This window comes from Flavobacterium sp. FlaQc-47 (assembly GCF_044006475.1).
GTDB lineage: Bacteria > Bacteroidota > Bacteroidia > Flavobacteriales > Flavobacteriaceae > Flavobacterium.
This window is the reverse complement of sequence record NZ_JBIPCQ010000006.1, coordinates 1-17,748: the sequence shown is the minus strand read 5'-3', so window position 1 is coordinate 17,748 and position 17,748 is coordinate 1. Positions and strand designations below refer to the sequence as shown.

At 36.0% G+C, this 17,748-nt stretch carries 6 protein-coding genes; 4 read left to right on the top strand and 2 right to left on the bottom strand.

Going from position 1 to position 17,748, the window contains the following annotated elements; translation table 11 throughout:
• Window positions 1–174: 174 nt before the first annotated feature.
• Window positions 175–795, bottom strand: coding sequence for a response regulator (locus ACHRVX_RS18590; protein WP_395334895.1), 621 nt, complete (start codon window positions 793–795; stop codon window positions 175–177).
• The gene (locus ACHRVX_RS18585; RefSeq protein ID WP_395334893.1) at window positions 792–2,801 is read right to left on the bottom strand and encodes a sensor histidine kinase; all 2,010 of its coding nucleotides are present in this window, start codon (window positions 2,799–2,801) and stop codon (window positions 792–794) included. The genes ACHRVX_RS18590 and ACHRVX_RS18585 overlap by 4 nt, the downstream gene beginning before the upstream one ends.
• 132 nt (window positions 2,802–2,933) lie before the next feature.
• On the opposite strand from ACHRVX_RS18585, the gene ACHRVX_RS18580 reads away from it, so the two are divergent.
• The 4 genes from ACHRVX_RS18580 to ACHRVX_RS18565 all read left to right on the top strand — a co-directional run.
• Entirely contained in the window at window positions 2,934–6,122 is a 3,189-nt protein-coding gene (locus ACHRVX_RS18580; RefSeq protein WP_395334891.1) for a T9SS type A sorting domain-containing protein, read from the top strand.
• Between the two features lie 185 nt (window positions 6,123–6,307).
• The gene (locus ACHRVX_RS18575) at window positions 6,308–7,363 is read left to right on the top strand and encodes a helix-turn-helix transcriptional regulator (RefSeq protein WP_395334889.1); all 1,056 of its coding nucleotides are present in this window, start codon (window positions 6,308–6,310) and stop codon (window positions 7,361–7,363) included.
• 842 nt (window positions 7,364–8,205) lie between these two features.
• Window positions 8,206–8,949: a hypothetical protein gene (locus tag ACHRVX_RS18570; protein WP_395334887.1), complete on the top strand. Its 744-nt coding sequence runs from the start codon at window positions 8,206–8,208 to the stop codon at window positions 8,947–8,949.
• 50 nt (window positions 8,950–8,999) lie between these two features.
• The coding region (locus ACHRVX_RS18565; protein WP_395334885.1) for an Ig-like domain-containing protein at window positions 9,000–17,748 on the top strand (8,749 nt) is incomplete at its 3' end.

The following is a 17,748-nucleotide window of genomic DNA, read 5'->3' as shown; positions in this document are numbered from 1 at the left end:
CGATGTTTCTGTGTTGAAATAATTTTTCACGCAATCCTGATAGTTATTGGGAGGCAGATTAAGCAAATTTTTTATATCAGTTCTTTATCAAAGTATGTTTTAGCTTTAATAGAAAAAACTCCAAAACAGTAACACTTTGGAGTTTTTTATTGGATTTAAAATGAATTTAAAATTTTAAGATTTAATATTCTGAATTGCCCATTTGAGCAGGCTGTTCTTTTCTTTGACTAATCCCATTTTTTCGATTATATTTCCACGATGGCCTTCAACGGTTCTTTCGGATAAAAACAGTAATTGGGCTATTTGTTTGCTTGTTTTTTGTTGGGCAATAAGTTCAATAATCTTTCTTTCGGATAAAGTTAAATTAGCTAATTTATCATTGCTGTCTATTGAATCTGATATTAAGTCATCTTCAAGATGGGCGCTCACAAAGCGATTGCCTTTTTGCACTTCCTGTAAACAGATTTCGAGTTCTGTCTGGGCATGCTCTTTTAAGATATATCCATAAATTCCGTATTCGCTTGCTTTTCTGTAAATCGTTATTTCTTTGTGCATTGTCAATAAAACAACTTTTGTTTTGAGTTTGCTTTCCTGTATTTTTCTGGCAATATCCAAACCGTCCAATCCCGGCATATTAATGTCTAAAATAGCAACATCAGGTGTATGAAGTATTATTAAATTTAATGCCGAAATTCCGTTTGAGCAAGTATCTGTGACCTTATGTCCGTATGATTCTATAAAACTTTTTGTACCCTGAAGCGTAAAAGGATGATCGTCTGCGATTAATATTCTCATTTGGATTTTTTTATTTCGATAGTAATACTAGTTCCGTTTTTATCAGATACAATTTTAGATTCTCCATTTATTGCCCTTGCGCGCTCTATAATATTATGAAGACCAAATGCGCTGTTTCCGGATAATTTTTCAGCAACATTAAATCCTGTTCCGTTATCTTTAATTTCGATATTTAACAATTCGCTGTTTTCTATAATGGTAATTTTTGCCGCAACAGCATTGGCATGTTTTATAATATTAGACAATGTTTCCTGAATAATACGATATAGTTGCAATTCATCTGAAGTTTGTAAGGAGTTATGGTATTCAATTTCAGCTGTTACCATGAAATTATTGATTGATTGTGCTCTTTCTACTAATTGCTCAATACTGGCTTTCAGTCCTATTTTATCAAACATTATAGGATGTAGATTTCGGCTAATAATCCTGATATCGTTTATAATCGTGTCAATTTTTTTATCGGTTACCTCAGATTTTTCTTCAAATGAATTTTTCAGGCTCAATAGTTCGTGGCTTACGCTATCATGCAAATCACTTGCAATTCGTTTTCGTTCTTCCTCTGTTTTTTCAAGTAATTGTTTTGTATAGAGTTGTGTATTTTGTTTTTCCTGTTTAAGGATTTTTTGTTTTCTAATTAAACTAAATGCAATAGATAATAATAAGAAACCAATCAGTCCAAAAATCAATAATGCAATTGTGGTGTTTTTATTCAGGATCGTTTTTTTCTGTAACGCTATTTGCTGCTCTTTTACTTTAGTCTGGTATTTTTTATCAAGCTGTGCCACAATATTAGCCATTTCTTTAGTGCCTAAACTATCGGTTGCTTCATACATACTGTCTTTATAAAGCATGGAACTTTGATAATCTTTTCTGTTGATTGCATCATTATAAAGAAGAGCATAAAGATCTCTTACTCTGGTAAAATTTTCATTGGCTTTTAGTTCCTTAATGGATTTCAGGATCGCTTTTGGATCTTTGATTCCTTTATTTTGCTTCGATTCTAATGACGCTACAGCGACTCTGTATTCCTGATCTATAACAGTAGAATTCAGGAACAATACATCGGGTTTTAGGTCTTCGATCACTACTTTGGCTTCAGCCAGTTTATCCTCATCTAATTTCAGGGTAGAATAATAAGTGTTAATCGAAATTTTAATGGACGGGTCATTTATTTTGCTTTTTTTGAATGCCAAGTAAACTGAATCTATTAATGGGTTTCTCTTTTTGTAATCCATGCTTCGATCATACAAATTAATTTTATTAAATAAGCAGATAAAAATACCGCCCAGATTTTTTTGTCTGTCGATAGAATAGGTTTTGATCGCCTTATTCAAAAAAAATTCTGTTTTATCGTATTCTTTTGATGCTTGATACACTTCGGCTAAACCCATATAAACACCTGCTGTTGCTACTATGTTGTTTGTTTTTTTAAAGTATTCTAATGATTTTAGTTCCTGTTTCAGTGCTTCATTTAAATTACCCAATAGATGATTACACCAGGCAAGAGTGCGGTAACTATCTGCTTTTGTATAACAGGTTTTGTAATCAACTGCTTCAATTTCGGCATTTTTTGTATAGTACTCAATTGCTTTTTTCAGGTTTCCTTTATCAGTATAATAATCTCCCAAATACATGTTTACAAAAAGCATATTGTTTGCTGGAACCCGGTCTTTATATTTTTCTGAAAATGCTGTAATTGTTTGAAAAAGGCGTTTATCAAAAGAGGCATAACCAGCTGTATTCCAAGCTGCAGCTTCGAGTGTTTTGGCAGCAATAATGTATTCTTTCTGCTCGATTTTTTTATTGTAGTATTTATATAACACTTTTTGATAATTGGCATTTACAAAATGACCGTCCTCTTTTATCCAGTCAAAAGTAGCATCTATTTTTTCAGGCGCCGGTCTTTTATAAATGATATTACTTTCTTTTTTTTCGCTGCAGGCAAAAAAAGCTGATAAAGTAAGCATTATAATAAGCAGGAAAATTCCTTTTTTGGATGCAGTCATTGTGTTGATTTTTAGCAAAAGTATCTTTTTAATTTGATAAAATGAATGTGAAACGAAATTCAGGGGTTAACCCTTATACTGAAATATTTTTTATAGATACATCTTTGTTGCTCATCCAAAAACAATAATTTTATGATACGAAAATTACTCGACAAGCCTAATCAAATTTTTAAAAAGAAAGATCATTGGATAAAAATATTCAGTCTTTTTTTATTTTTAATTGTAGGCTTTACCACAGTGCAGGCACAATATACGGCAATACCTGATACTGCTTTTGAACAGAGTTTAATTAATTTAGGTATTGATTCCGGCGCACTTGACGGACAAGTATTAACGGCTGATATTGCTAGTCTTACAATTTTAAACATACAAGGCGGAAGTATTAAAAACTTAACAGGAATTAAAGAATTTGTAAGTCTTCAGGAACTGAATTTGAATTATCAGCAACTTTCTTCTCTGGATCTTTCTGGAATGACGACTTTGCTTAATGTACAACTTTATGCTAATGATCTTAAGAATATTAATTTAAGTGGATTGTCTAATCTGCAATCACTTAGTTGTGGATCTAATGAGTTAACAACTTTAGATTTAACAGGTTTAACGAATCTTACCTATCTTGGTTGCGGACAAAATTCATTGACATCACTGAATTTGACGGGATTGACTAAACTTGAAACCTTACAGTGTAATGAAAATATAATAAAGAGTTTAGATGTAAGTGGTTTGATTAATTTGATTACTTTAAATTTTGGATATAATCAATTGACGAGTGTCGATTTATCCGGATTAACAAAGTTAAACGAAGTAGGAGCTTACCAAAATAAATTAAGTGAGTTAAAATTAAACGGCTTAACAAGTTTGGTTAATTTATACTGTAACAATAATAATTTAACCGTACTGGATGTAAGTAATAAACCTCATTTACAATATTTTTACAGTAATGATAATCCTGAGTTGACTTGTATTACTGTTGATGATGTTGCAAATGCAAATACTCAGGTTAATATTGAAAACTGGTCAAAGGATTCTGCGGCAAATTTTTCATTAGCCTGCGGACCTAAAGCAACGGCAACTCAAACATTTTGCAATGGTGCAAGAGTAGCTGATTTAGTAGCAACAGGTGATGCTATTAAATGGTATGCTGATGCAACTGGCGGAACTGCATTGGTTGCAGCTGCAGTTTTGACATCAGGAAATTATTATGCTTCGCAAATGGTTAATGGTAATGAAAGCGACAGAACCTCAGTGAATGTGGTCCTGAAAACAACACCATTGCCTTCAAGAAATATGGGCGTTAACGGTACTTTATGCAGACCGTCTACTTATGCAACTTTGGCATCAAAATTTAATAATCCGGGTACGATAAAAATTTATGCTACAGAAACCAGTACAACTCCTATTGATGGTTCGCTGGAAATTACTCCGGTTAATACTGTTTTAACGCTTTATATTACACAAACATTAAATGGTTGTGAAAGCGCAAGATTAATGGATACCCAAACTGTTGTAAATGCAAATTTTGAACCTACTGCGGCAGATCAAACATTTTGCAAGAGAAATTCTCCAACTGTTGCTAATTTGGCAGCAACCGCAAATGGTGGTGGGAGTACTATTAAATGGTATCTTTCAGAAGCAAGTGTTACTCCGTTAGTGAGTACAAGAGCATTGCAAACACGTGATTATTATGTAACTCAAACTGCTTATCCTTGTGGAGAAAGTACCAAAAAGAAAATTCATGTAACTGTAAATGATGTAGAAGATATTTCTATTTATACTTGTTCAGGCTATACGTGGCCAGTAAACGGGGTAACATATACTCAATCATCTTATGATAGTTTTGATGATGGTTGTACGGTTCACAACTTAAATTTGACTATAGTTTCGGTTGATGTTCCTGTAATACGTTCACAATTTAGACTTACAGGTGCTACAATTGCTGATATTTCTAATCAGGGACAAGTAATACAATGGTATCAGGATGCTACCGGCGGAAATCCTCTTGCAAGTAATACACCTCTTGAAAGCAAAACATATTATGCTGCTCAAATTCAGCATTTCTCTGATACCAATACGCAATGTGAAAGTGAAAGAATTGCTGTTGAGATAACTATAGGTGCTATACCGGCAGGTTTTACTTTTATTCCGGATGAAAGATTTGAACAGCGACTAATTAATTTAGGGTATGATGATGTTATTGATAATAAGGTTCTTACCGCAAATATCGATGCTGTTACCAGTTTAAATCTATCGGCAGCTTCCATTAGGGATTTAACCGGAATTAAAGCTTTTAAAAATTTAATTTCTCTGGATTTAATATACAATTCAGTTAAGGATTTAGATCTAAGCGGACTACCATCTTTAGAAAGTATTCGTGCTTATGGTAATTATTCAAGTACTGTAAATTTAAAAGGATTGACTAATTTGACAGAAATTAATTTTGGTAACTCAAATTTACAAACTTTGGATCTGACAGGATTAACATCTTTGGAAAAATTGGAAATTAGCGGACCTATTACTAATTTAGATTTAACAGATCAGTTTAGTTTAACCGATTTAAATTGTAGATATACGAATATTACGGGTTTAAATTTAAAAAACAAACCCTATTTATTGAATATGAATGCTACTCAAATAGCAACACTAACATGTATTATTGTTGATGATGTTGCAGTTGCAACAGCAAATGCCAACTGGTCAAAAGATGTTGAAGCAAATTATTCAGCCGGAACCTCAAATGCTATTGCAGTTTCTGTTTGTGACAGTTATACTTGGGCGGTAAATAATGTAGAATATAATAAGACAGGAAAATATTTAGTGACAAACGGTTGTCTTACCGAAGAATTGAATCTGACTATTGTTCCCTTAGATGCATCAATTGAATACAGTAATGGTATTTTATCTGCTAAAGCTTCTAATGTAACGTATCAATGGTATGATTGTACAAATAATCAAGCAATTCAAGGAGCCGTAAATCAAACTTTTATACCTTCAACATCAGGAACTTACAACGTTGCAATTGTTTCTGGAAATTGTTCTGCAATTTCAAATTGTATTGCAATTACCACTTTAGCAAGACCGGATTTTGATACAACTTCAAGGCTAAATGTATATCCAAATCCTTCTCATGATGTATTTAATATCCAAACGGAAAGCAATGCAAAGATTGAAGTTTATGATAATTTAGGTAAAGAAATCAAAAACGAAAAAATTACTCAGGGAATTTCAAAACTTGATATGAGTAGATATCCTACGGGAATATATTTACTTAAAATAACGAACGAGAATGATCAGGTGAAAACAGTAAAAATCATCAAACAGTAATTTTAGTTTTTTAATTCAGTTATTTTATTTAGTATGGTTAGAAAGCCGGTGAAACTTCACCGGCTTTCTTGTGATTATTTTCTAATGTTTATGCCAATTATATAACACTAGATTTCTATTTTTGTAAATCAACTTTTTGCGGTAAGTGTTATATTTACTAAGTTACTTCTAATTATTTTATATTCATGACTTTAGATAATTGGCCAAAAAACATTCAGAAATATCTTTTTCTTCTTAAAGATGATTTTTTTCAAATTCCGTATTTATTTAATTCTCCTGAGATTATGATAGATAGTTTATTGAAAATTCCTGTCATGAATCATTTGCCTTCAAAGCAAGTGATTAAATTAAAAACATCTCTTTGTAAAGCAAAATTATGTTATAGGGAAATCGATGATGGTTTCTGGCTTTTGGCTATTTATATGACTATTAAGGAAAATATAGTGACGAGATCTTTTTATGATCGTAATAAGGCAAGCGATTATTATTTGCTGACTTTTTCGGTATTTGAATATAAAGTTCATGTAAAAGAGGAGGAGGAAATAAGCATTTTAAGTACCTGCTGGACTTTTAGTAAACCGGAAACAGAGATTTCGAGTTATTTTTATAAAGGTGCAAATGGCGGTTTTTTTAGTTTTGCGATTACAAAGGAGTGGGCAAGTAAAAACTTTAGTTCTAAAAAATTCAAAAATAGCCGTGCGATTAAAAAGTTCTTAAATGGTGAACGAGGATCTTATACCTGGATGGACATTGCACCAAAAGCACATGAAATGGGAGCGGAGTTGTCTGAATATTTAGAACAGGCAAACAGTCCGGAAGCTGATAAACCAGCTTTGAAAAAAAAATCGATGAAACTTATTATGGAGTTTTTTGATAATGCTTTTGATGATAGCCGTATAACAGACAATATTTCGTTGAGTAATTTAGACTATCATAATGTGGCTAAAGCCGAAAAGATCATCTTACAAAATTTACATCTTCCGTTTATTGGTATTGAAACTATTGCGCAGGAAGTACATACATCTCCAACTAAATTAAAATCAAATTTCAAGATTGTTTTTGGTTTTTCGATGCTGCAATATCATAAGGAAAAAAACATGTTATTGGCAATGCAATTACTTCAAAATTCTAATATTCACGTTCAGAATATTGCTCTTTTAACGGGTTATGATTCGGCTGGCAGATTTGCGGCAAGTTTTAAAAAACGATTTGGTCAACTGCCTTCTGAGGTGCGTTTTTGATTCGGTCGAAAAAGTTTTTTCCAAAAGCATTCTTAATTTTTTCCAAAAAAACGTTAAAATATGTCTTTTACGTTTTTGAATTAATTTATTGATTTTTAATGTTTTATAAAAAAAGTGAAATCGATAAAAATAATTCTTTTCTTTCAAAAAAAACAATTTTATTCCTGTTTTTAAAAATGTCGTAATTGACTATTCACAGGTTTAATTTTGATCTACATTTGACGATCCAAAAAAAATACAGGGCAATATAGAAATAATAAAATGCTGTGATAGTGGTGCTTATCGGCTTTTTGTTCTATAATAAATTATTTTACAACTGTCTTTTTTGTTTTTGATATTCAGCCTAAAAATAACTTTTTCGTTTATTTCGTTTTTATGTTTTCAACCTGTAAGGTCAATAATTTTATAAGATATATAGTTGTATTGCTATGTGTATATTCTTTATGTCAATTTCTGAAAAAAATTAGTCTTACAATTCTGCAACTGTTGAATAATTCAAAACGTTACTTCAATCCTTCAAAAAATAATTTCATTGTTTTCGAATTCCAGACATTTCTTTTTCTTCAGGTTTTTTACAATGAAATACAATCTATAATTAGAGAATTTGCCATTCCAAATATCTCCAGTCAAACGCATTTTGAAATTATTTCAATAAAAAATCAACTATTAAAACCAACCTTCGGCATTTTACGTATGTAGCGGAGTTGGTTGATATAAAAGTCTTGTTAATTAGTTTAAAACATACTGATTACGGGCATTTAAGCTTGATTTTAACAATACAATATTTTGGAGATTGATGATCTTCATTGCTTTTTTTTCATAGGAATTTAATTATTTATTATATGGTGAACTTTACTTTTTTAAAAATTTTATTGGCGAATAAAAAAAGGGGTCTTAACCGACTTCAGATTGATTGCAACTTCAAAATGCAATTGGGTTTTTTATTTATTTTCTTGTTTATGGGTTATAGCTCTGTAGCTCAAAACAAAATCAACACTGAAAATAATCAATTCTTCAAAGTGATTTCATTTGGTGAAAAAATTGATTTTGGAAGTATCGATTCATCAATAAGCTGGACAATTTCTAATTCTAAAAATAATAGCAGTACAGCTTTACTAGGGAATGAAATCAACGATTATGTATTTGAAGAAACCGGTGAATATGAAATTCATTTTCAGGAAAATAGAATTCATAATGAGGAAGAATGCAATCACCCCATGTTTGAAGAAAGATTTCGTATAAAAGTAGAAGGTGTTAAATTATCTTTTGATTTTTCTAAAATTCAGTTTTCTGAAAAGCTTACAAAAGGAAGAAATTATTCAGATTTAATAATTACAGTTCCTGCAAAAATAACTACCAAAGACAACTCCGTTACAAAATTACCTGCACCTGGAATGTCTGTTGCCGGAATAGGCGTTTTACTGACTGCTCAGCCAGTAGAAAAAGAGATTATAATAAGTAACAAAATTCAATTATTGAAATATAAAGTATCAGGAATGATCAATGAGGAAACTTATGTAATGTTTGATTTTTATGATTTTAATAATCAGGTACAAACCTATAATCTTCCTCAGATAATAAAATAATTGTATTATATATGATAAAAAATTACGCTACCTTAAATCAAATACTGAACATGAAAAAAGCAATTTGCTTGTTTTTTTTATTGTTCATTTTTAGCCAAATATCAAATGCTCAGTGTGCTTCGCCTATTGTAGGATGTTCTACTACTGATTTATCGAATTTTGGTTTTGCTTCAAATAATAATGCTGCAACAATCGAGTATGATAATTTTGTTTCTAGCTGGCATACCACAGTAGTTAGAATTTCAGATGGTTCTTTTCAGGTGTGGGGGGAAAAAATTGCAAGTGATGGAGTTGCAAATTTATTTGTGCCAAAAACCATAGATGCTGCAAATTTCCCTGGTTTAACAGGTACTCCGATAAAAGCCGGATTAGGAAGTACTTCTCAAAATAATCTTCAGGGTATTGTTTTGGCTACAGACGGTCTTTACGCCTGGTCGACTGAAGGTATTATTCTCGATGGAACTATTACATCAAGTGCAGCTTTTCAAAAACTAACAATTGGTGGTAATTCAACTGGTTTACCAGCAGGAATTACTCCGGGAGATGTTAAAATGATGTTTACTACCTCTAAAACTTTAGCCATCACAACTTGTAGTGGTGAAGTGTGGGTAATTTCGCAAACACCTACTGTGAGGGGTAATGGAACAACAGCAAATGGAGGGACAAGTAATGCTACTACCTGGTACAGAGTTACTACTTCTGCTGCCGGAAATCCTTTTTTAACCGATGTTGTTGCCTGTAGAGGAAATGTTGACGGTCTTATGGCATTAAAATCAGACGGGACTGTTTATGTGTGGGGAACAAGTGTATTATTAGGAAATAATACAGCAATTGCCACTCAGACAAGAGCTACACAGATGACAATACCTGCAGGGAAAACTGTAAAAATGATAGGTTCTACAGGAACAAGTGGATCAAAATCATATTATATTTTAGCTACAGACGGTAATCTGTACGGCGTAGGAGAAAATACAAATAAAGAGCTGGGAGATTGGACTACTACCGATAGAACAGGATGGGTTCAGCCTCGTTATTCTGCTACTGCCACAGATGTGATGAATAATATTAAATGGTTTAGTTCGCAAGAACATGATAGCCAATATGGTGCTATTAATGTAATCAATAATAACAAAAAGCTTTATGCTTTTGGTAATAATAATAATTCATTATTAGGGAGAGTTGGCACTCCAAGCGATCCCGGTACGCCTGGCGGAATACTTAGTACTGATGATATTATTGCTGTTGAAACAGGAGGTCACACTTCAATGATTGTTAAAAGTTGTGAAACTAAATTTGGTTATGTTGGTCATAGAACCAATGGTAGTATGGGTAATGGTGCCACAAATACTGCCGTTGAAGCAAATTATACTTTTGCTACAGCTGCGGTACAAATTTGTGGTGCAGAATCTACTCCTGCTATTCAGCCTATTTCTACGGGAGGCGGACCGGATTCAAAATATTGCGTAGGTGATCCAGTTTTGTTAAACCCAACTCCAACCGGAGGTACGCTAAGTGTATTAAGTGGTCCGGGTACCTTAACCGGAAGCACGTTGAATTTTACTGCTGCAGGAACAGTTGTAGTTCAATATTCAGTAGCTACCACTTGTGGAACATCAGTAACATCCAGAAGTTTTGATGCTGCGTTGTGTCCTATAGATCTTGAAATTACAAAAACAGTTGATAACGTAAATGCAAGTGTTGGAACTAATAGCACTTTCACCATTACAGCAAAAAATAACGGACCCTATAAAGCTACCGGAGTTACAGTAAATGATGTACTTCCGGCAGGTTATACTTTTGTGAGTGCTACGCCTTCTGCTGGAACATGGACAGCACCAAACTGGGCTGTTGGTACACTTACAAACGGAACAAGTGTAACTTTGTCAATTGTTGCAACTGTAAATCCTTCGGGACCCTATGCTAATACAGCAACTGTAAGCGGAAATGATCCGGACACTAATTCGGCAAATAATACAGCAACTGCAACACCTGTCGTTCAATCAAATCTTTCGGTTACTAAAACAGCAAGTACAGGCACGCATGATGTAGGTACTAATGTTACTTTTACTATTACGGCTTCAAACGCGGGACCAAGTAATGCAACTGGAGTTAAAGTAAGCGATGCACTTCCTGCAGGTTATACTTTTGTGAGTGCCACACCTTCAACAGGAACGTGGTTAGCGCCGGACTGGACTATTGGCAATTTAGGAAACGGAGCAACTGCAACGCTTAGCATTGTAGCCAAAGTAAACGCAACAGGTTCTTATGCAAATACAGCTAGTATTACAGGAACACAAAATGATCCAACTCCGGGAAATAATTCCGGATCCGTTACACCAACAATAAATCATGCACCAGTTGCTACAGCAGACAGTTATACAGTAGCTGAAGGCGGAACATTAAATACTGCAGCACCTGGAGTTTTAGCGAATGACACTGATATTGATGGTGACGCAATAACGGCTATTTTAGTTACAGGTCCAGCAAACGGGACGCTAACTCTGAATGCGAATGGATCTTTTATTTACACACACAACGGAAGTGAAACTTTAAGCGATAGTTTTACTTATAAAGTAAATGACGGAAGACTTGACGGAAATACAGTAACGGTTACTATTACAGTTACTCCTGTAAATGACAATCCTGTTGCCAACAACGATACAGCCACAATAAACGAAGACACGGCAGTAACAATCAACGTTACTACAAATGACACGGATGTTGACGGAACTATTGATGTTGCCACGGTAGATTTGGATCCTGCAACACCAGGCATCCAAAACACTTTCACCGTAACCGGACAGGGAACGTATACGGTAAACAATTTAGGCGTAGTGACTTTTACACCCGTCTTGAATTATAACGGAACGGCAACCCCAGTCAATTATACGGTAAACGATAATAACGGAGCGGTTTCGAATATTGCGACAATTTCAATTACAGTTACGGCTGTAAACGACAATCCGGTTGCCAATAACGACACGGTAACAACCAACGAAGACACGGCAGTAACAATCAACGTTACTACAAATGACACGGATGTTGACGGAACCATTGATGTTGCCACAGTAGATTTAGATCCTGCAACACCAGGCATCCAAAACACTTTCACCGTAACAGGTCAGGGAACGTACACGGTAAACAACTTAGGCGTGGTAACTTTTACACCGGTCTTGAATTACAACGGAACGGCAACTCCAGTTAATTATACGGTAAACGACAATAACGGAGCGGTATCAAATATTGCAACGATTTCGGTAACGGTAACTTCAGTTAATGATAATCCGGTTGCCAATAACGACACGGTAACAACAAACGAAGACACGGCAGTAACGATCAACATTACTACAAATGACACGGATGTTGACGGAACCATAGATGTTGCAACGGTAGATTTGGATCCTGCAACACCAGGCATCCAAAACACTTTCACGGTAACCGGTCAGGGAACTTACACGGTAAACAATTTAGGCGTAGTGACTTTTACACCCGTCTTGAATTACAACGGAACAGCCACTCCAGTTAATTATACGGTAAACGACAATAACGGAGCGGTATCAAATATTGCAACGATTTCAATTACAATTACGGCTGTAAACGATAATCCGGTTGCCAATAACGACACGGTAACAACAAACGAAGACACGGTAGTAACGATCAACATTACTACAAATGACACGGATGTTGACGGAACCATTGATGTGGCAACGGTAGATTTGGATCCTGCAACACCAGGCATCCAAAACACTTTCAGGGTAACCGGTCAGGGAACGTACACGGTAAATAATTTAGGCGTAGTGACTTTTACACCGGTCTTGAATTATAACGGAACGGCAACTCCAGTTAATTATACGGTAAACGATAATAACGGAGCAGTTTCTAATATTGCGACGATTTCAATTACAGTTACGGCTGTAAACGATAATCCTATTGCCAACAACGATACAGCCACTACAAACGAAGACACGGCAGTAACGATCAACGTTACTACAAATGACACGGACGTTGATGGAACAATCGATGTTGCCACGGTAGATTTAGATCCTGCAACACCAGGGATCCAAAACACTTTCACGGTAACCGGACAGGGAACGTACACGGTAAATAATTTAGGCGTAGTGACTTTTACACCGGTCTTGAATTACAACGGAACAGCCACTCCAGTCAATTATACGGTAAACGACAATAACGGAGCGGTATCAAATATTGCGACGATTTCAATTACAGTTACGGCTGTAAACGATAATCCTGTTGCCAATAACGATACAGCCACAACAAACGAAGACACGGCAGTAACGATCAACATTACTACAAATGACACGGATGTTGACGGAACTATTGATGTTGCCACGGTAGATTTGGATCCTGCAACACCAGGCATCCAAAACACTTTCACTGTAACCGGTCAGGGAACGTACACGGTAAATAATTTAGGCGTAGTGACTTTTACACCGGTCTTGAATTATAACGGAACGGCAACTCCAATCAATTATACGGTAAACGATAATAACGGAGCGGTATCAAATATTGCAACGATTTCAATTACAATTACGGCTGTAAATGATAATCCTGTTGCCAACAACGATACAGCGACTACAAACGAAGACACGGCAGTAACGATCAACATTACTACAAATGACACGGACGTTGATGGAACAATTGATGTTGCCACGGTAGATTTAGATCCTGCAACACCAGGCATCCAAAACACTTTCACGGTAATAGGACAGGGGACTTACACGGTAAACAATTTAGGCGTGGTGACTTTTACACCAGTCTTAAATTATAACGGAACAGCTACTCCAATCAATTATACGGTAAATGATAATAACGGAGCAGTTTCGAATATTGCGACGATTTCAATTACAGTTACGGCTGTAAACGATAATCCTGTTGCCAATAATGATACAGCGACTACAAACGAAGACACGGCAGTAACGATCAACGTTACTACAAATGACACGGATGTTGACGGAACAATTGATGTTGCCACGGTAGATTTAGATCCTGCAACACCAGGCATCCAAAACACTTTCACGGTAACCGGACAGGGAACGTACACGGTAAATAATTTAGGCGTAGTGACTTTTACACCGGTCTTGAATTACAACGGAACAGCCACTCCAATCAATTATACGGTAAACGATAATAACGGAGCGGTTTCGAATATTGCAACGATTTCAATTACAATTACGGCTGTAAACGATAATCCGGTTGCCAATAACGACACGGTAACAACCAACGAAGACACGGCAGTAACGATCAACGTTACTACAAATGACACGGACGTTGACGGAACAATTGATGTTGCCACAGTAGATTTGGATCCTGCAACACCTGGCATCCAAAACACTTTCACTGTAACCGGACAGGGAACGTATACGGTTAACAATTTAGGCGTGGTGACTTTTACACCGGTCCTGAATTATAACGGAACAGCAACTCCAGTTAATTATACAATAAACGACAATAACGGAGCGGTTTCCAATATTGCGACGATTTCAATTACAGTTACGGCTGTAAACGATAATCCTGTTGCCAATAACGATACAGCCACTACAAACGAAGACACGGCAGTAACGATTAACGTTACTACAAATGACACGGACGTTGACGGAACCATTGATGTGGCAACGGTAGATTTGGATCCTGCAACACCTGGCATCCAAAACACTTTCACTGTAACCGGACAGGGAACGTATACGGTAAATAATTTAGGCGTAGTGACTTTTACACCGGTCTTGAATTACAACGGAACGGCAACCCCAATCAATTATACGGTAAACGATAATAACGGAGCAGTTTCGAATATTGCAACGATTTCGGTAACGGTAACTTCAGTTAATGATAATCCGGTTGCCAATAACGACACGGTAACAACAAACGAAGACACGGCAGTAACGATCAACATTACTACAAATGATACGGATGTTGACGGAACAATTGATGTTGCCACAGTAGATTTGGATCCTGCAACACCAGGCATCCAAACCACTTTCACGGTAACAGGGCAGGGAACGTACACGGTAAATAATTTAGGCGTAGTGACTTTTACACCGGTCTTGAATTACAACGGAACGGCAACCCCAATCAATTATACGGTAAACGATAATAACGGAGCAGTTTCGAATATTGCAACAATTTCAATTACAATTACGGCTGTAAATGATAATCCTGTTGCAGTTGATGACGTTTATACAGTTGCCGAAGACGGAACAGTAACATTAACACCTTTGGCATTAGATTCAGATGTTGACGGCGATACTTTGAGTATTACTTCAATCAACGGAACAGTTTTAACAGGCGGAATCCAAACCATAAATGTTAGCAACGGAACAGTAAATATTTCAGCGACGGGAGTAATCACTTTTACTCCGGCATTGAACTTTAATTCGGCTACGCCAATAAGTATTTCTTACGTAATCAGTGATGGAAACGGCGGAACAGCTACGGCAAACGAACTAATTACAGTTACGGCTGTAAATGATAATCCGGTTGCAGTTGATGATGTTTATACGGTTGCAGAAGATAATACAATTACTTTGACACCTTTAGTATTGGATTCAGATGTTGATGGCGATACTTTGAGTATTACTTCAATCAACGGAACAGTTTTAACAGGTGGAATTCAAACCATAAATGTTAGCAACGGAACAGTTAATATCTCGGCGACTGGAGTAATTACTTTCACTCCGGCATTGAACTTTAATTCGGCTACGCCAATAAGCATTTCGTATGTAATCAGTGATGGAAACGGCGGAACAGCTACGGCAAACGAACTAATTACAGTTACTTCTATAAACGATAATCCGGTTGCAGTTGATGATGTTTATACAGTTGCAGAAGACGGAACAGTAACATTAACACCTTTGGCATTAGATTCAGATGTTGATGGCGATACTTTGAGCATCACTTCAATCAACGGAACAGTTTTAACAGGCGGAATCCAAACCATAAATGTTACCAACGGAACCGTTAATATTTCAGCTACTGGAGTAATTACTTTCACTCCGGCATTGAATTTTAATTCGGCTACGCCAATCAGTATTCCTTATGTAATCAGCGATGGAAACGGCGGAACTGCTGCGGCAAATCAAGTTATCACGGTAACATCTGTGAACGATAACCCGGTTGCAGTTGATGATGTTTATACAGTTGCCGAAGACGGAACAGTAACATTAACACCTTTGGCATTGGATTCAGATGTTGATGGCGATACTTTGAGTATTACTTCAATCAACGGAACAGTTTTAACAGGCGGAATCCAAACCATAAATGTTAGCAACGGAACAGTAAATATTTCAGCGACTGGCGTAATTACTTTCACTCCGGCATTGAACTTTAATTCGGTTACACCAATCAGTATTCCTTATGTAATCAGCGATGGAAACGGCGGAACAGCTACGGCAAATGAACTAATTACAGTTACGGCTGTAAATGATAATCCGGTTGCAGTTGATGACGTTTATACAGTTGCAGAAGATAATACAATAACTTTGACACCTTTAGCATTGGATTCAGATGTTGACGGCGATACTTTGAGCATCACTTCAATCAACGGAACAGTTTTAACAGGTGGAATTCAAACGATAAATGTTAGCAACGGAACAGTTAATATCTCGGCAACGGGCGTAATTACTTTCACTCCGGCATTGAACTTTAATTCGGCTACGCCAATAAGTATTCCTTATGTAATCAGTGATGGAAACGGCGGAACAGCTATGGCAAACGAACTAATTACAGTTACGTCTGTAAACGATAATCCGGTTGCAGTTGATGACGCTTATACCGTTGCAGAAGACGGAACAATAACATTAACACCTTTGGCATTGGATTCAGATGTTGACGGCGATACTTTGAGTATTACTTCAATCAACGGAACAGTTTTAACAGGCGGAATCCAAACCATAAATGTTACTAATGGAACAGTAAATATTTCGGCGACTGGCGTAATCACTTTCACTCCGGCATTGAATTTTAATTCGGCTACGCCAATCAGTATTCCTTATGTTATCAGTGATGGAAACGGTGGAACAGCTGCGGCAAACGAACTAATTACAGTTACGGCTGTAAACGATAACCCGGTTGCAGTTGATGATGTTTATACAGTTGCAGAAGACGGAACAATAACATTAACACCTTTGGCATTGGATTCAGATGTTGACGGCGATACTTTGAGCATCACTTCAATCAACGGAACAGTTTTAACAGGTGGAATTCAAACGATAAATGTTAGCAACGGAACCGTTAATATCTCGGCAACGGGCGTAATTACTTTCACACCTGCATTGAACTTTAATTCGGCTACGCCAATCAGTATTCCTTATGTGATCAGTGATGGAAACGGAGGAACAGCTACGGCAAATCAAATTATTACGGTAACATCGGTTAACGATAATCCGGTTGCAGTTGATGATGTTTATACAGTTGCAGAAGACGGAACAGTAACATTGACACCTTTAGTATTGGATTCAGATGTTGACGGCGATACTTTGAGCATCACTTCAATCAACGGAACAGTTTTAACAGGTGGAATCCAAACCATAAATGTTACTAATGGAACCGTAAATATTTCGGCGACTGGCGTAATTACTTTCAGTCCGGCATTGAACTTTAATTCGGCTACGCCAATAAGCATTCCTTATGTTATCAGTGATGGAAACGGCGGAACTGCTACGGCAAATCAAATTATTACGGTAACATCGGTTAACGATAATCCGGTTGCAGTTGATGATGTTTATACAGTTGCAGAAGACGGAACAGTAACATTGACACCTTTAGTATTGGATTCAGATGTTG